General features: G+C 61.1%; 17 protein-coding genes. 5 read left to right on the forward strand and 12 right to left on the reverse strand.

What is annotated here, in order from left to right; genetic code table 11:
• The first annotated feature begins 1 nt into the window (after nt 1).
• Together C7T36_RS24935 and C7T36_RS24940 are read left to right on the forward strand one after the other, a co-directional pair.
• Nucleotides 2-754 carry an SDR family NAD(P)-dependent oxidoreductase gene (locus tag C7T36_RS24935; RefSeq protein WP_033232495.1) on the forward strand — a complete coding sequence of 251 codons (753 nt, stop codon included), beginning with the start codon at nt 2-4 and terminating at the stop codon, nt 752-754.
• On the forward strand, nt 751-1,239 hold the full coding sequence (locus C7T36_RS24940; RefSeq protein WP_045068453.1) for a VOC family protein: 489 nt from the start codon (nt 751-753) through the stop codon (nt 1,237-1,239). The genes C7T36_RS24935 and C7T36_RS24940 overlap by 4 nt, the downstream gene beginning before the upstream one ends.
• On the opposite strand, the gene C7T36_RS24945 is transcribed toward C7T36_RS24940, so the two are convergent.
• The 4 genes from C7T36_RS24945 to C7T36_RS24960 all read right to left on the reverse strand — a co-directional run bounded on the left by C7T36_RS24945 (nt 1,229) and on the right by C7T36_RS24960 (nt 5,045).
• Nucleotides 1,229-2,830, reverse strand: a complete 1,602-nt coding sequence (locus C7T36_RS24945; RefSeq protein ID WP_045068456.1) for an FAD-dependent monooxygenase — start codon at nt 2,828-2,830, stop codon at nt 1,229-1,231. The genes C7T36_RS24940 and C7T36_RS24945 overlap by 11 nt on opposite strands.
• Before the next feature lie 119 nt (nt 2,831-2,949).
• Complete coding sequence (locus C7T36_RS24950) at nt 2,950-3,744, reverse strand: SDR family oxidoreductase (RefSeq protein WP_045068458.1); 795 nt, start codon at nt 3,742-3,744, stop codon at nt 2,950-2,952.
• A 27-nt stretch (nt 3,745-3,771) separates the two neighbouring features.
• The gene (locus tag C7T36_RS24955) at nt 3,772-4,602 is read right to left on the reverse strand and encodes a mycofactocin-coupled SDR family oxidoreductase (RefSeq protein ID WP_045068460.1); all 831 of its coding nucleotides are present in this window, start codon (nt 4,600-4,602) and stop codon (nt 3,772-3,774) included.
• An 11-nt stretch (nt 4,603-4,613) separates the two neighbouring features.
• Nucleotides 4,614-5,045: a nuclear transport factor 2 family protein gene (locus C7T36_RS24960; protein ID WP_033232488.1), complete on the reverse strand. Its 432-nt coding sequence runs from the start codon at nt 5,043-5,045 to the stop codon at nt 4,614-4,616.
• Nucleotides 5,046-5,397: 352 nt separating this feature from the next.
• Between C7T36_RS24960 and C7T36_RS24965 the strand changes: the two genes are divergently transcribed.
• From C7T36_RS24965 to C7T36_RS24975, 3 genes are read left to right on the forward strand one after another with little or no spacing between them, the layout of a single operon-like run.
• On the forward strand, nt 5,398-6,165 hold the full coding sequence (locus C7T36_RS24965) for an SDR family NAD(P)-dependent oxidoreductase (protein WP_033232487.1): 768 nt from the start codon (nt 5,398-5,400) through the stop codon (nt 6,163-6,165).
• Between the two features lie 12 nt (nt 6,166-6,177).
• Nucleotides 6,178-6,939 carry an SDR family oxidoreductase gene (locus C7T36_RS24970; protein ID WP_045068463.1) on the forward strand — a complete coding sequence of 254 codons (762 nt, stop codon included), beginning with the start codon at nt 6,178-6,180 and terminating at the stop codon, nt 6,937-6,939.
• Between the two features lie 41 nt (nt 6,940-6,980).
• Nucleotides 6,981-7,304 (forward strand): hypothetical protein, encoded by a 324-nt coding sequence (locus C7T36_RS24975; protein WP_045068465.1) that lies wholly within the window; start codon nt 6,981-6,983, stop codon nt 7,302-7,304.
• 71 nt (nt 7,305-7,375) lie between these two features.
• Here C7T36_RS24975 and C7T36_RS24980 read toward each other — a convergent pair whose 3' ends face one another.
• The 8 genes from C7T36_RS24980 to C7T36_RS25015 all read right to left on the reverse strand — a co-directional run bounded on the left by C7T36_RS24980 (nt 7,376) and on the right by C7T36_RS25015 (nt 16,276).
• Nucleotides 7,376-8,158, reverse strand: coding sequence for an enoyl-CoA hydratase/isomerase family protein (locus tag C7T36_RS24980; protein WP_045069635.1), 783 nt, complete (start codon nt 8,156-8,158; stop codon nt 7,376-7,378).
• A 103-nt stretch (nt 8,159-8,261) separates the two neighbouring features.
• The gene (locus C7T36_RS24985; protein WP_045068468.1) at nt 8,262-9,236 is read right to left on the reverse strand and encodes an NADPH:quinone oxidoreductase family protein; all 975 of its coding nucleotides are present in this window, start codon (nt 9,234-9,236) and stop codon (nt 8,262-8,264) included.
• Nucleotides 9,237-9,242: 6 nt separating this feature from the next.
• Nucleotides 9,243-10,013 (reverse strand): enoyl-CoA hydratase-related protein, encoded by a 771-nt coding sequence (locus C7T36_RS24990; protein WP_045068469.1) that lies wholly within the window; start codon nt 10,011-10,013, stop codon nt 9,243-9,245.
• Nucleotides 10,010-11,026 (reverse strand): phosphotransferase family protein, encoded by a 1,017-nt coding sequence (locus tag C7T36_RS24995; RefSeq protein ID WP_239654760.1) that lies wholly within the window; start codon nt 11,024-11,026, stop codon nt 10,010-10,012. Before C7T36_RS24995 ends, C7T36_RS24990 begins: the two co-directional genes overlap by 4 nt.
• Nucleotides 11,023-12,324, reverse strand: a complete 1,302-nt coding sequence (locus C7T36_RS25000; RefSeq protein ID WP_045068471.1) for an acyl-CoA dehydrogenase family protein — start codon at nt 12,322-12,324, stop codon at nt 11,023-11,025. Before C7T36_RS25000 ends, C7T36_RS24995 begins: the two co-directional genes overlap by 4 nt.
• 216 nt (nt 12,325-12,540) lie before the next feature.
• The gene (locus tag C7T36_RS25005) at nt 12,541-13,812 is read right to left on the reverse strand and encodes an amidohydrolase family protein (protein ID WP_033232474.1); all 1,272 of its coding nucleotides are present in this window, start codon (nt 13,810-13,812) and stop codon (nt 12,541-12,543) included.
• Nucleotides 13,813-13,937: 125 nt separating this feature from the next.
• A complete protein-coding gene (locus C7T36_RS25010; RefSeq protein WP_033232472.1) occupies nt 13,938-14,699 on the reverse strand; it encodes an SDR family NAD(P)-dependent oxidoreductase in 762 nt (253 codons plus the stop codon).
• Nucleotides 14,700-14,719: 20 nt separating this feature from the next.
• On the reverse strand, nt 14,720-16,276 hold the full coding sequence (locus C7T36_RS25015) for an acyl-CoA synthetase (protein ID WP_084702899.1): 1,557 nt from the start codon (nt 16,274-16,276) through the stop codon (nt 14,720-14,722).
• Nucleotides 16,277-16,285: the final 9 nt, after the last annotated feature.

Here is a 16,285-nt window from a genome sequence, read left to right on the forward strand (position 1 = left end):
TGTGGCTGACGTACTGGACGGAAAAATTGCACTGGTGACCGGCGCGTCCTCGGGGTTGGGGCGCGCCGTCGCCGAGATCCTGAACGGCAGAGGCGCCAAGGTTTTCGGAGTTGCCCGGAGCAAGGACACATTGCACCAGGCAATGACCGAACTGACGGGAAGTGACGGTGCGGGCCGTTATTCGGCTTCCGACGTTTCCGACTCCGCTCAGTGCGACGCCGCTGTGCAGGCTTGCGTCGACGCCTTCGGCGGAATCGACATCCTCGTCAATGTGGCTGGTTCACATACCATCCGCCATACCGCAGACATTGCCGATGACGACTGGGCACATGACCTCGCGGTCAACCTGAACGGGCCGTTCTTCCTGTCACGAGCTGCGCTGCCCCATCTTCTCGCGCGGGGCGGCAACATCGTCAACGTTTCCTCGATCGCTGGACTCGAAGGGCAGGCATACTCGGCAGGGTACTGCGCTGCCAAGCACGGGCTGATCGGGCTCACCCGAGCGATGGCTATGGAGTTCACCGGGAAATCTCTGCGCGTCAACGCAATCTGCCCTGGCGGCATGATGACTCCGCAGGTCACGGGATTCACCTTCCCGGACGGCGTCGATTTCGATCTGATCATGAAGGTCGCGTCACCGCGCGGACTGATGGAACCGGAGGACGTGGCGAAGATGGTGGCCTTTCTTGCTTCCGATGATGCCTCTGCGATTCACGGCGCGGTGTATTCGGTGGACAACGGAAAAATGGCATGACCCCGCTGGTTTCGGGACCGATCTTTCAGATCTGTTGGGTAGTAGCCGACATCACCGCAGCGGAAGAGGAGTTCTCCGAGAATTGGGGCGTTCAGCGATGGCTACGGATGCCCGACCTTCACTTCGGTCCGGAGACCACGACTTATCGGGGCCAGCCCGCCGATTACACAGCCCACATTTCCCTTGGTTATGCGGGAACTCAGCAAATTGAACTGATCCAACCGGTTTCGGGGCGCAGTCTTTATTCGGAGTTCCTCGACACCCATGGTGTTGGCGTTCATCACGTGGCATTTGTTCCGGACGATTACGACGAAACCTTGGCGGAGGTAGAGCGTCGGGGAATGTCGGTGTTGCAGCAGGGGCGCATCGAAGACGTGGGAATGGAATTTGCCTACGTCGACGCAGGCCCGACGGGCGGCTACGTGGAACTCATGAAGCTCTCGCCCGAGATCCGCTTGATGTTCGATTCGCTCATCACGTATTGAACGCAAAGACTTTCGACAAGTAGCCGGAGATACCGGCGCAGTCACCTCGGTATCCGAGGTACCCGTCCGGTCGGATTACCAACGCACAGTTCTCTTCCACGCCGTAGGCGGCACACAGCTGGGAATCGGAATCTCGAATGATCGGCAGTGTCGAATAGACGGAATCAGACGACGGTGGTGCGATCACGTACACGTCGAGCTGTCCGTGTGCCGCGTGAACAGCAGCGGCAGAATGCTTTTCGCAGTCACCGATGCTGTCTTCGGATCCGTCCGAGCAGAGAAGAAGCGTGTGGTTGACACCGGCCAGCAATTCGAACAACCGGATGGGGAACTGCACGCAGTCGCGGGTTAGCCCACGTGCGTCCGGTGCCCGTTCGCCGGGGTGAACGTTCGAGACGTTCCCGGTTTCTCCGCCGTTGAGCGGACTGTCGGGATAGGCAACCAGTAGTTGTGCCTGCCGACGCATCGCGGTCTCGATCGAGGACTCTCCAGCGCCGATCCCTTCTCGAGCGTTTCGGACGGTCATTCCGACAACTTCTTCACCAACCGGCCGTCTTTCGGCGTCGTAGGTGTCGAGAAGGCCAGGGGAAGCGAAGTTCTGGGTTGCCAGTGCCAGTTTCCACGCGAGGTTGTGCGCATCCTGGATTCCGGTGTTCATACCTTGTGCGCCGGTGGGCGGATGAATATGCGCGGCGTCACCGGCGATGAAAACCCTTCCGCGACTGTAGGCATCGACAATGCGGTGGCTGATCCGAAAGACCGACGACCACCGCATCGCCGACGCTGTCGTAGGTTCGGGCGACAATCGGTCGAGCACAGCCTGAATGTGGTGGAGTTCGGGCGCCTTTCCGGACGAAAAGCCGTGTGCAATTCCGTCAAGTCCGGCAGGATCCGGGAGAAGCTCGTCGGGAACCAGCATCGACATCCGATATCGTTTGTGACCGGGGAGCGGGATGCACACCAGGAGATCGTCGGTAGTTCCAGCGTCGTCGACATGACTGGCGCGAATCGCGTATCCGCTGGGCATCGACCAGTCAACTTCGACGTCGCCGAGCATGTAGCTTTCGGCAAAAGCTCCACCCTCGAAGGTCAATCCCAAGCCCTTACGGACAACACTGTGCGCACCGTCGCATCCCACCAGATACTTGGCCCGCACGGTACTTCCATCGTTGAGTATGCAACTGACTCCGTCGTCGCTGTCCTCGAAACTGTCGAGTGAGAGCCCGCGTTCGATCGAGGTTCCGAGTTCTCGCAGCCTGGCCGTCAGGATTCTTTCGGTCTCGTACTGGGGGAGTCCGCAAAAGGTGTACGGCACGTCGCCGGGGAGTGTGAGATCCATCCGCCCCACTTCGGAACCGTTGGTGTAGCTGATCTGCCCGCGCAAGATGGTGGCGGCATCGAGAACCTGTCGCAGTACGCCCATGTTCTCGAATACTTCGAGGGTGCGGGGTTGGATGCCAACTGCTTTGGCGTACTGCGGAGGTTCGCCGAGCGGGTCGACGATCCGAACGTTCACCCCGCGACGGCGCAGTTCGATGGCGGCGGTCAGCCCGATCGGGCCGGCGCCTGCGACGAGTACATCGATATCCATGTGCACCTACTGGGTAGGGGGAAGCATCCATTCCAGTATGGCGAGCGAAATTATCGTCCGCGGGAAATCTCGCAAATCCGGCATCATGCCATTCGAGTGAAAACGCGTCGAGGCAGAACTCAGGGAATCGGGGTCGACGCGTCCACACTGGCTCGAATGCTCTCCATTCGCTTCTCGACGTAGTCGAGATAATGCGGGTGCGTGACGATGTACGGGAGATTCTGCGCTATCCCTCGAGCAACGTATGCGCCTGCGGTCGCGGGCTCCATGCCGATGTTTCCCGTTCCTTTGATGTGGCTGACATCCTCGACCTGACCACCCAATTCGGTGGTGTTCCGATCGAGATTCGACATGACCAATCCCGGGCACAGCACGGAAACGCCAACACCGTGTGGCGCCATCTCGCTGCGCAGTGCTTCGGACAGAGCAATGACTGCGCTCTTTGCGGCACTGTATGCGCCCCGCCCGGGAGCGCCTGCGGTCAATCCCATGACGGAAGCGGTGTTGACGATATGCCCGTATCCACGTGCTCGCATATCCCCGCCGAAGGCGGACACGCCGTTGAACACTCCGGTCAGATCGATCGCGACAAGATTGTCGAAGGTCTCCGGATCCATGTCGACCACATCGCGCCCGTTGAAACCGATGCCCGCGTTGTTGACGAGGATATCCACCGGGCCGAAAGTATCTTCGGACGTTGCCTTGGCCGCTGCCCAGGCCTCGCGATCACGGACGTCGAGTGAGACGGCACTAAACCCGACACCTCGGGAAGCGATCACCGAATCCAGCGACTGCCGATTGATATCGGCGACCGTGACGGATAACCCGCGCTCTGCCAGCGCGTCGGCGATGCCGAGGCCGATACCGCTCGCGCCGCCGGTAATGAATGCGTGCCGCGCCGAGGACAACTCCATGCTTTTCCTCCAGTGAATACTGTTCGATCAGAACTCGGTGACACCCGCGTCGGGTGCTAATTCGTGTGCGGTGATGTACTTCGATTCGTCGGATGCCAAGAACAACACCGTGTCTGACACATCTTCGGGTGCGATGATGTCGACGGGCAGCATGTTGATCATCATCGCGCCGATACGACTGTTGCCGGCAATCGCCTTGTCGAGCTGCCCGCCGAGGCCACCGTCGTTGACCATGGGCGTGTTCACTCCGGTGGGATGGACGCTGTTCACCCGAATGCTGTGTTGAGCGAGTTCCGCGGCGAACGCTTTTGCCATTCCGCGTACTGCCCACTTGCTCGTGGTGTACGGCATGGTGAACGGCTGAGCCTTCAATCCCGCTGCGGAACTGATCAAGATGATCGATCCGCTACCGCGCTCGACGAGATGTGGGGCCGAGACCATGACGGTGTTCCAGACACCGGTCACGTTGGTACCTATTGTGTCCTCGAAGGATTCGGGGGTTACCTCATGCCAGGGAGCGGCAGAGCAGATCGCCGCGTTCGCGACGACGACATCCAGACGGCCGAGACGAATGACGGCATCGTCGACGATCCCACGAAGCTTCTCGAGGTCCCGCACGTCGACGATCGCTGAAATTGCCTGCTGTCCAGTCTTTTCCACCAGTCGAACGGTCTCCTGTAGATCCTCGGGGGTGGCCGGTGCATACGGGACACCTCGGATGGGTGCGCACAGATCGACGACAATGACGTCTGCGCCCTCGGCCGCCAAGCGAACGGCGTGCGCTCGTCCTTGTCCGCGGGCGGCACCGGTGATCAGGGCGACTTTGCCGGATACACGCCCGTTTACGCGCTCGGTCATAGGTTTACCTTTCAGGCCGGCGACTTGGCGGGGTGGTTCGAGAACCACAGGTTCTCCTCGGTCACCCGAGCGCTCTTCCAGCCGTCGGCGGTGCGAACGACCTCATGGTGGTAGTTGCCGCCGCAGTAGGTCATCTCCGCAGCGCCCGGGAGTTGCATCGGGTTGTAGAACATCGCCCGTACGTTGGCGGTGTCACCGTCGAGTTCGACCTCGACGTTGGTGACAAAATGCTGAGTCATCGGAACCTGGCCGAGTGCTTGTGTGAGCAGCGTCAGCACTTGGTCCCGGGATCCGGCCGGGTAGCCGACGGCGCTGTAGTCGAGATGCGCATCCTCGGTGAACACGGTAGTCAGCAATTCCCAATTCTTGGTGTCCACGGCGCGGGCGTATCGGTAGATCAGTTCGGCGATCTCGATCTTGTCCTGAACAGTCTGCAGATCCACGAAGTTCCTTTGCTGACGGTGGGTTCCTGGCCCTCGTTTGCTCGATGAACTCTCGGCGAGGCGTCACGTTCATGAGAACGCAATTCTCATAAAGTAGAACATGAAGTGTGAAAAATCCATCGCCGCCGGATCTGGTGACGGGTTGCGGCTTCTGTCGACCTATGTGACCTCGTGCGAATTGCGATTGGATGTACCGATTCGACTGTCGAACAGCGTTGTGTTCCAGTACTCTACGCTGCTCATTTCGACGTAGCCGCACTTGGTGAATGTGTTCGGTGTTGCAACCAGAAGGATATTCTTGAGATAGAGAATTGCCTTTTCAAAGTGTGGTCGAATCAGGCATGATTCACCTATGAGTACCTTGGAACATCTCCACGACCTGACCGGCAAAGTTGCGATAGTCACGGGTGGATCCCGCGGGATCGGCCGAGCGATTGTCCAGATTCTTGCCGAAGCGGGAGCTGACGTTGTCATCGCGTCCCGCAAACTCGACTCGTGTGAACGCGCCGCCGACGAGGTCATGGCGTCGACCGGGCGAAAGGTTCTGCCGGTTGCGTGTCATGTCGGACGTTGGGACGATTGTGAGCAGTTGATCGACCGGACGCTCGAACACTTCGGCCGACTCGACGTGCTGGTGAACAACGCGGGTATGTCACCCCCGTACAAGAACCTCGACGATATTACCGAGGACCTGTACGACAAGACTCTCGGCGTTAATCTCAAGGGGCCCTTTCGTCTTGCCGTGCGCGCCGGAACGTACATGGCCGAGAACGACGGCGGTTCGATCATCAACGTCGGCACCGCGGGCTCCCTCGTCGCCAGCGTTCGAGAGTTGCCATACGCGTGCGCCAAGGCGGGCCTCAATGCCCTCACTGTCGGACTGGCTGAGGCCTTTGCGCCGACGGTGCGCGTCAACGCAATTCTTCCCGGGCCCTTCCTGACGGATATCTCCAAGTCCTGGGCTCCGGCCGAGGGCGAAGATGCGCCATTCGTGCCGCTCCGTCGGATGGGCCGTCCCGAGGAGATCGGTCCACTTGCACTCCATCTCGCAAGTGCGGCTTCCAGTTACACCACCGGGGCGATCATCCGCGTCGACGGTGGAGTTACCCGCAAGGTCTGACGAAAGGGAAACATGACCGACAACCTCCTACTCGAGGGCAAGGTGGCCATCGTTACCGGTGCCGGCGGCGGGATCGGCCGCACCTACTCTCAGGGACTCGCCGAGGCCGGCGCCGCCGTGGTGCTCGCTGACGTCAACCTCGAGGCCGCCGCTGCAGCAGCAGGCGAACTAACGGCGGCCGGTCACCGCGCCCTTGCGGTGCATGTCGATGTCCGGGACGAATCGAGTACGACCGAGATGGCGGCTACCGCGGCCCGGCACTTCGGGTCCGTCGACATTCTCGTGAACAACGCCGGATTGATGGCCGAAGTGGTGGGCGAGGGATCCCTGACCACTATGGATCTCGAACTCTGGAACCGCACGCTGGCAGTCAATCTCACCGGTCCGCTCTTGTGCGCCCGCGCGGTAGTGCCCTATATGAAGGAACGCGGATACGGCAAGATCGTGAATCAGTCGTCGAGCGGTGCATTCATGGCTGCGCAGGCGTACGGCATCACCAAACTCGGCCTGGTGAGCATGACTGTGTCGTTGGCGCGAGAGTTGGCGCCGTTCGGTATTCGTGTCAATGCGATCGCTCCGGGAATGGTCAACACCGAAGCGGGTTCGATCGCGTCACCGCCGGAACTCAAGGAAATGGTCAAGCACGCCATTCCGTTTCCGTTCGGCGAGCCGGAAGAGCTGATTCCCGGTCTCTTGTACCTCGTCTCGTCGGGTAGTGACTGGGTGACCGGCCACACGCTCAACATCGATGGCGGTTGGGTTGTTCGAGTCTGAATCTGCACTGCCACCAGTACTTCTCACAGTGAGGATCCACATTGAAGCATTATCTGGTTGTCGAATCGCATCCCTCTCATCCGGATCGGCTGGACGAGTTCAATCGGTGGTACGACGAGATCCACATACCTGAAGTAGTGGCTCTTGACGGATTTGTCGGCGGCACCAGACTGGCAGCCGCCGACGCAGATGGCGGTCCTTCCGTGACGCTCTACGAGCTCGAGGGTGATCCCCATGAGGCAAAGCGAAACGTTCATATCGCCGCTGCGGCAAAGAAGTTGAATATGTCGGACTCGCTGAGCTATGGCCCGATTCCGAAAATGCGGATCATGGCCGTGCAATCGGAGTATTCCAAGCCGCGTTGATCGTGCAAGGCACAGAAAAAGATCCGAGGCCGCCGCCGCACTGCGACGGCGGCCTCGGATGGTGCGGGCGGTCAGCTCGGCAGATTTGCTGGGATCCAGTTGGGGTCGCGCTTTTCCATGAAAGCGCGCATTCCCTCACGGGGCTCCGGTGACGTTTCGAGCGCGCCGAACATGGTTTCGTAGTCGAACAGTCCGTAACGCTCGTTGAGCATTCGCTTGACCTGGGCACGGGCCAGTGGCGCGCTCTGCAATACCTCGCGTGCGGCCTGGAGCGCGGCAGTTCGGAGATCCTCGTGCGGCACGACGCGGGAGATCACTCCGAGCCGAAGTGCCTCTGCGGCATCGAATTTACGTGCGGAGAGCATCAGATCGCGCGCAGCTGCAATGCCGACGTGAGCGGGCAGTACGGCGGCATAGGTCGCGTCAGGGATTCCTCGCAGAAGTTCGGGAACGCGGAATGTGGCCCGATCGCTGGCGACGGCGATGTCGGACATCATCGCAACAAGGAGGCCGCCGGCCTGACAGATTCCGTTGACCGCGGAAATCACAGGCGCGCGGCTGTCACGGATGGTCATGAACGGGACGACGTCGTTGCCCGAAAGCCCCTCCGGCATATTGTCTCCCGGATCGGAGCGTCCACCGAGATCGCCGCCGGGCGCAAATACGTCGTCGACGCCGGTGATGATCAGTGCTCCCAGATCAGGATCGGAGTTCACGAGGCGAACTGCTCGTTTCAGTCCGTAATACATTGCGGGGGTGAATGCGTTTCTCGCCGTTGGTCGGTCGATGGTGCACCACCCGATCGCGCCTTCGCGCTCGAACCGTAAACCGTCTGCTCCCAAGTCGTCTCCCATACGAAGAGCATACGTCATTCTCTGATGTAAGAATCACAATCTCGTCAAAAAGTAGGGCCCAGGAACACTGCTGTTCCCGGACCCCACTGATGACTTCTGCCTGTCAGGACGTCAGGTCGATGAGGACCTTCCCGACCGCCTGGCCGTCGGCGACCATCCGAAGAGCATCAGATGCCTTGTCCAGCGGGAACTCGGCACCGATGTGGGGAACTGTGCGGCCGGCGACCAGTAGATCGGTGAGTTCGGCTTCATTCCGACGGTATTCTTCCGGCGGTATGTCCTTGAACTGGAATCCGTTGACCTGCACACCCTTTACCAAGATCAGATTGAGCGGAATCTTGGGGATGACACCGGACGCGTACCCGATGGTGACAAAGCGGCCGCCCGGACGCAAAGCACGAAGCGCAGATTCGGAGAGGTCGCCGCCGACTGGATCGGCAACAACGTCTGCTCCATGCGGGAGAGCCTTTTTCAGTGCCGTGCGCAGGTCCTCGGTGCGATGGTTGACGAGGTGCCCGGCGCCGTACGACGCCGCGACGTCAAGCTTGTTCGTGCTCGACGCGACCGCAGTGACCGACGCCCCGAGCGCAACACCGAGCTGAACGGCGGCAAGGCCGACACCGCCGCCGGCGCCGAGAACGATCAACTCGTCCCCGGGTTTGATATGAGCTACGGATCGGAGCGTGTGGTACGCCGTGCGGTGAGCCACACCGAATGCGGCGGCAATGCGTGTCTCGACACCGTCCGGGATGCGGCCCAGCGTGAGTTTGTCGGAAGCTATGACAATTTCTTCCGCAAACGCACCGACAAAACCGGTGCCGGTGACGCGGTCACCCACGGAGACAGCTGTGACGCCTTCCGCAATCTCGGACACGACTCCGGCGAACTCACTGCCGGGCGTGAATGGCGGTGGGACACTGACCTGATACTTGTTGGCAATCAACAACACATCGGAGAAGTTGACGGCTGCGGATTCGATACGGATCCGAATCTGCCCGGCCTCGAGCGGAGCCGAGGGGAGTGCTTCGACGGTGACAACCTCGGGAGGTCCGTACGCCCCGCACACAGCAGCGCGCATCGCAGGTTACCTACCCTGCCAGATCGGGGTGCGCTTCTCGATGAAAGCAGCAGCGCCCTCCTTGGCGTCACCACTGCTGAACACCGTTGACTGCCATTGCCCGAGTTTCTGTGCAGCGCTGGTTGAATCGGTTACCGCGAGGCGGACGAGTTCCTTGCATGCAGCCAAGCCGAGTGGAGCGTTTGCGGCGACGCGTTCGGCATATCCCACTGCGGCCTCCAGAACCTGGTCCGGATCTACGACGGCGTTGATCAGTCCGAGTTGGTAGCCCCGGTCAGCCGTGATGAGATCGCCGGTGAGGGTCAACTCCAGGGCGACGTGCATCGGGATTCGGGTTCCGATGTCGGTGCCGCCGCCGCCGGGGAACAATCCCCGTTTCACCTCGGGGAAGCCGAATTTCGCGGCCGATGACGCGATGATGATGTCGGAACCGAGGAGGAGTTCAAGCCCGCCGCCGATGGCGGTGCCGTTGGCGGCACCGATCACCGGGGTCGAGAGTTTGCCCGCTGCGAGTCGAGCGAAACCTTCGGAGGTGAAGGCTCCTTCGCCTTCCGTGGCAAACGCCTTCAGGTCCATGCCTGAGCAGAATGCGCGGTCACCGGTGGCGGTGATGACGATTGCGCGGACGTCCGGATCGGTGTCGGCGGCCAGTACTGTGTCGCCGAGTTCGCGATACAGGCTGCCGGTGAGCGCATTTCGTGCGTCCGGACGGTTGAGACGCAGGATCAGGATCTGTCCGCGTCGTTCCTGGATCAGTTCGGGGGTTGCGTCGGTCATGACTTGTACTCCGTTGTCTCGGCGAGTTCGGCAGCAGCGATCATCGATTGGGCGACAATGGGACCGAACGCGAGGAGCTTCTCGTTGTCACCGGCGCGCTGGAACCCCTGCTCGAGGATGATCGCGAGTTTCCACTTGGCGAGGATGCGGTAGTAGTCCAGGTCGTCGACCTGGCGACCCGAGATCTCGGAGTAGTGCCCGGCCAACTGTTCCATCGACGGCATGCCCTGCAGGTTGACGTAGCTGCTGGTTGCTGCCTCTGGAGCGCTGGTGTCCTTGGGCCAGCCCTCTAGCATCCAGGCGAGGTCCAGTTTGGGGTCGCCGACCGTTCCCATCTCCCAATCGACGATGGCGGAAAGCCGGGCCGGTGCGCCGTTTTCGAACATCACGTTCGCGAACTGGTAGTCGCCGTGCATGATTCCGGGGATGAAGTCGAGCGGCTTGTGGTTCCGCAGCCACTCGGTGGCGACTTCGATTCCTTCGAGTTCGCGGCCCTTGATCTTCTCGAACAGGCTGGTCCAGCGATCGACCTGACGCTCGTGGAAACCGTCGGGTCGACCAAGATCCTGGAGGCCCTTGGCTTTCCAATCGACCTTCGACAGAAGTGCGATGCCTTCGGCCAGCTGGTAGCCCAGTCCGTTCCGTGCTTCGAGGTCGCTCTTGAAGGGCTCCGGCCAATTCCGGTCGTCCATGGGGGACCAACCGTCGACAAATCCCATGAGATAAAACGGTCGGCCGAGTACGGAGGCGTCCTCGCACACGGCGATTGCTTCGGTGTGGGGCACATCGGTGCCGTCGAGTGCCGAGATGATCTGCCACTCGCGGAGGATTCCCTTGTCGCGGTTTGCGGGAGCCTCCGGCGGTGGTATCCGGATCACGCAGCGCAAGTCGTCACGGGTGAGTTCGTAGATTTCGTTCTGGGTACCGCCGGAGAGGTATCGGTGCTCGAGCGGCGCGCCCTTGCCGAGGCCCTCGCCGTCCATCCAGTCCGAAAGCCGTTGAAAATCGATCACAGGTTCCCCACTTCCAGTTCGATGTAGTCGGCGTACTTTGCCTTAGCGGCTTCTTGCTTGCGCGGGATCCATTCCGTAGGCCAGAGGTCGTCACTGGGGCTGTAATCCCGCAGTACCTGCTTGGCGACGGTGGTCTTGTGTACCTCGGTCGGGCCGTCGGCGAGGCCCATCACTGCGGCACCGTGAATCATCTGGAAGAGCGGAAGCTCGTTGGTCACACCGAGCGCACCGTGTATTTGCATTGCCCGCCAAGCGATGTCGTGCAGCACAGTCGGCATGATGACCTTGGCGGCGGCGATGTCCTTGCGGACCTTCTTGTAGTCGTTGTACTTGTCGATCTTCCATGCCGTGTGCAATACGAAGAGCCTGAACTGAGCCAGTTGGGCGTAGGAGTCCGCGATGTAGCCCTGCACGAACTGCTTGTCGGCGAGCCGGCTGCCCGCGGTTTCGCGGCTCAGTGCGCGCTCGCACATCATGTCGATTGCCTTCTGTGCAAGGCCGATCGTCCTCATGGCGTGGTGGATTCGTCCGCCGCCGAGGCGCGTCTGTGCCACGGCAAATGCCTGACCTTCGCCGCCGAGGAGTGCATCCTCGTGTACCCGGACACCCTCGTAGTGGATGAGGGCGTGGGTGCCGTCGTTGAGGGGCTCACCGTACAAACCCACGTTGCGGACGATGTTGATTCCCGGTGTGTCCGACGGTACGAGGAACATCGACATGCCCTTGTACACACTGACATCGGAGTTCGTGACGGCCATGACGATCAGGAACGACGCGGTTCTCGCGTTGGAGGAGAAGTACTTCATTCCGTCGATGACCCAGTGGTCGCCGTCCTTGACTGCGCGCGTCGTGAACTGCGCGGGGTCGGCACCGGCCTGTGGTTCGGTCATGGAGTAGGTCGAGAACATCTCGCCGTCGAGTAGTGGCTGCAGGTAACGCCGCTTCTGCTCTTCGGTGCCGTAGTGGGCAATGATCTCGGCATTGCCGGTATCCGGTGCCTGGCATCCGAATACGATTGGTGCCCAGGATGATCGACCGAGAATCTCGTTCAGCAGAGCCAGCTTGAGTGCGCCGTATCCCTGGCCGCCCATGTCGGGTCCGAGATGCGTGGCCCACAGTCCTTGCTTCCGAACCTGCTCCTTGAGCGGGTCGATCGCTTTACGCCTGGCTCCGTCCAACGGCACGAACTGCTCGTGCGGCCAGACCAGGTCGAGCGGCTCGACCTCTTCACGTACGAACTTGTCCGCCCAGTCCAGTTTCGCCTGGTACTCGGGGTCGGTCTCGAAATCCCACGCCATGTGTGCCTCCTTGGTTACTTGGAGAATAGCGTTCTTATTGATAAAAATGCAATTCTTTTCGGGCAAATTTCTCATTCTTGATCGCCCCGACGGTCGGTGTGTGATCCAGTCAAACCTGTTGGGCTGGTGAGGTTCTCCAGCGGGCGCACCGCCCGCGTGTGGGTACGACAAATGCCGCCGACACGGGTGTCGGCGGCATTTGTCCAAGCGTGGAGGCTACGAGTTGGCGAGCTCGTAGCGTCGACGGTATTCGGCCTTGGATGTCTCGCTGATGTCGACATCGGTTGCCCGTGCACGCAGGGCGCCCACGGTGGCGTCCTCGCGCTTGATGTGCTTGAAGGGATCCCAGTCGAAGAACCGGGCGACGTTTCCGAAGGTGATCTTGTCGATCTCCTCGTCGGTGAGCTTGGCGTCGACGAGTTCTTCCATCAGCATCTCCGGCGAAATAGGCCAAGTGGAGTCGGAATGGGGGTAGTCGCATTCCCAGGCGATGGTGTCGATGCCGAGGCGGTCACGGTTGTTCAGTCCGCTCGGCTCGGTGATGTAGCACGCCAGGAAGTTCTTGCGCCACACGTCGGTTGCCGTCATTCCCTTGGGTAGGAAGCTGGTTCCGGTCCAGGACTGGTTGACGACGTGGCGTTCGACGCGGTCGAGCCACGGTGCAACCCAGCCGACGCCACCCTCGCTCATGGCGACCTTGAGATCCGGGAACTTCTGGAAGGCTCCGCTGAGCATCATGTCGTTTGCCGCGATAGTCGAAATGAGCGGTGTCAGAACCATCATGTCGTCGATGTTGAAGCCCTCGGGGCGCTTGACCAAGCTGAAGCCGCCACCGATGTGCAGGCTCAGGACGATGTTGGTCTCGACGCATGCCTTGAAGATCGGATCCCAGTAGCCGGACTTGAAGTCGGGGTAGCCCTCACCCACGCCGTACGGAGTCTCAGGGATGCTGATGGATCGGCAACCCATCGCGGCGAGACGGTGGATCTCCTTGACGGATTCCTCCACGTCGAAGAACGGGATGATGCCGAGGGGGATGAAGCGCCCGGGGTGAGCATTCGGTACCTCACCGACGACCCAGTCATTGAAGGCCCGAGATGCCGCTAGGGACAACTTCTTGTCCGGCAGGCTCGCAAGGTGGGTTCCGGCGAATCCGGGGAAGGTAGCAAAAAGTGTTGCGGCCAAGGTGCCGTTGGCATCCATGTCGCGTACACGCAGGTCCATGTCGTAGACGCCGGGACGCATCTCGGCGTAGCCCGTGGGATCCATGCCCCACTCTTCCTTCGGCCAGGAGACGACGGCGTTCAGGCCGGAACTGCCGACCACCGTGTCCTGGAAAAGCCAGGCCTGCACGTTGGGGTTGCGGGGGTGGGCCGTCAGCTTGGGGGCCTGGTCCATGAGGCTTTTCGGGAAGTGCTTTTCGAAGATGTCAGCCGGTTCGACCACGTGGTCGTCGATGCTGACCATCACCATGTCGTCAATGTTCATTGAGAATCCTCTCCTGCGCTGCGCAGAGATGCCCGGCAGCGGCGCCTACTGCAATGAGAATATTGTTTTCGCTATTGAGAATCAATAGCTGGACGAGTGGAGAATCACATATTCGTAGTGTCCGGTCACCGCAACACCGTGCCGCCGTCGACGTTGACGACCTGCCCGTTGATCCACTCGCCGTCATCCGACATCAGGTAGGCGACCATGCTCGAGATGTCGCTGGGTCTGCCTCCCCGTGTACTGCGAGAACGCGCGATCAACGACTGCAGCAGTTCGGGCGACGCGCCCTCCTCGATCTCTTTGGTGAGGATCAGGCCGGGAGTGATGGCGTTGGCGCGGATGCCGTCGCGGCCCCAGCGCGACGCGACGTGCCGGGCCAGGGAGTTGATAGCGGCTTTGGTTGCCGAATAGGCAGGACGCTGCGGATCACCCGTGAACGAAGCGATCGACGATGTATAGACGATCGTGCCGCCACCGCGTGCGAGGAGTTCGGGAATGGCGTGCCGGGTCACGAGCATGTGGCCGCGGAGGTTGACGGCGATGGTGCGGTCCCAGACCTCGAGGTCGATGTCGACGATATCGGTGTCCTTGGACACCGAACCCATATCTCCGGCATTGATATGGACGGCGTCAAGGCCGCCGTAGGTCCGGACGCTGAATGCCACCAATTTCTTGACTGACGTGTCGTCGGAAATGTCGAATTGTGCTGCAACGGAACGCCCACCGGCTTCGTTTATTGCCGCAGCGGTCTTTTCGGCACCTTCGAGGTTGAGATCACCGATCACGATCTGTGCGCCCTCGTTTGCCAGTCGCTGCGCGGAGGCGGCGCCGAGGCCGGTGGCGCCGCCGGCAATCAGAATGACCTTGTCTGTCAAACCCTGCACGAGGGTCTCCTGTTCTGTCGTCAAGCGATAGGGGTGACGTTGCTCGCCCGATAACGGTCACGCAACAGGCGCTTGTACAACTTGCCGTTGGGATCTCGGGGGAGGGCGTCGACAAAATCGATACTTCGGGGGCATTTGTACGACGCGAGCGCTTTGTGGCAGTACTCGATGAGCTCGGCGGCGAGGGTAGCGTGGGCTGCCGCTGGATCGACCAGTTGCACAACAGCCTTCACCGACTCGCCCATCTCGTCGTCGGGTACGCCGATGACTGCGACATCGGCGACGGCAGGATGCCCGGCGAGTTCGTTCTCCGCTTCTTGCGGATAGATGTTCACTCCACCCGAGATGATCGTGTGCGCCTCGCGGTCGGTCAGATAGAGGTATCCGTCCTCGTCCAGACGCCCGATGTCGCCGAGTGTGCGCCACCCGCGGTCGTTGGTGACGGACGCGGTCTTCTCGGGATCGTTGTGATATTCGAACGGCCTGCCGCCGGAGAAATACACCGAGCCGACCTGTCCGACAGGAAGTTCCGCCCCGTCCTCGCCGAGGATGTGGCATTGCTGCATCGGTCGCCCGACGGATCCGGGGTGCGTCAGCCACTCCTCGGGTGTGATGGTCGAAGCGCCGACATCCTCGGTGCCCGAATAGTATTCGTGGATTATCGGCCCCCACCAGTCGAGCATCTGCTGCTTCACGAGGATCGGGCACGGCGCCGCTCCGTGTATTGCGTTGCGCAGGCTCGACAGGTCGTATCGCGCTCGCTCCTGCGGTGACAACCGAAGCATGCGCACGAACATGGTCGGCACGAACTGCGCGCTTGTCACTCGGTGACGCTCGATCAGTTCAAGGCATTGGAGTGGGTCGAAGTTCTCCATCACCACGACCGTGGCGCCGAGACGGTGCCATGACATCGAAAAGACCAGGGGCGACGCGTGATACAGCGGTGCGGGCGACAGGTACACCGCATCGGTGACGGTGTTGCCGGCCATCAGGCCCCTGGCGATCAAGACGGGTGCGGCACTCGGATCTCCGAACGCCGTTCCTGGCAACGGTTTACGCACACCTTTGGGACGTCCGGTGGTCCCGGACGAATACAGCATTTCGCGGCCCTCGCACTCGTCGTCGAGTGGTGTGGCCGTCTCGCCGGCCAGCACGTCGTCGTACCGATCGAATCCGGAGATGTCACCGAGCGCCGATATCCGGATGGAAATACGCGAGACGTCGAGGCCGGCCACGACGTCGGCAAGTGCTTCGCTCGAGATCAAGGCGCGGGCACCACAATCGTCGAGAACGTACTGCACCTCGAGCGGGCGTAAGTGGCGGTTGATCGCGGTGTAGTGAATGCCGGATCGCTGCGCTGCCCAGGCAATTTCGAGAAAGGGGCGGTTGTTCTCCATCAGGATCGCGATGTGGTCGCCGACGCCCAGCCCGCGTGCCCGCAATGCCCGCGCAAATCGCGTCGAGCGTTCGTCGAGTTGGGCGTATGTCGTGACCTCACCGCTCGAAGCCATCACGATGGCCGGGGTGTCCGGGCTCCGGCGAGCGTGGTAGCTGGGTGTCATCGTCGCGGTCGTCATTGACGCGCC

Origin of the sequence: Rhodococcus sp. AD45-ID (assembly GCF_003023755.1) — a bacterium.
GTDB classification, from domain to species: Bacteria; Actinomycetota; Actinomycetes; order Mycobacteriales; family Mycobacteriaceae; genus Rhodococcus_F; species Rhodococcus_F globerula.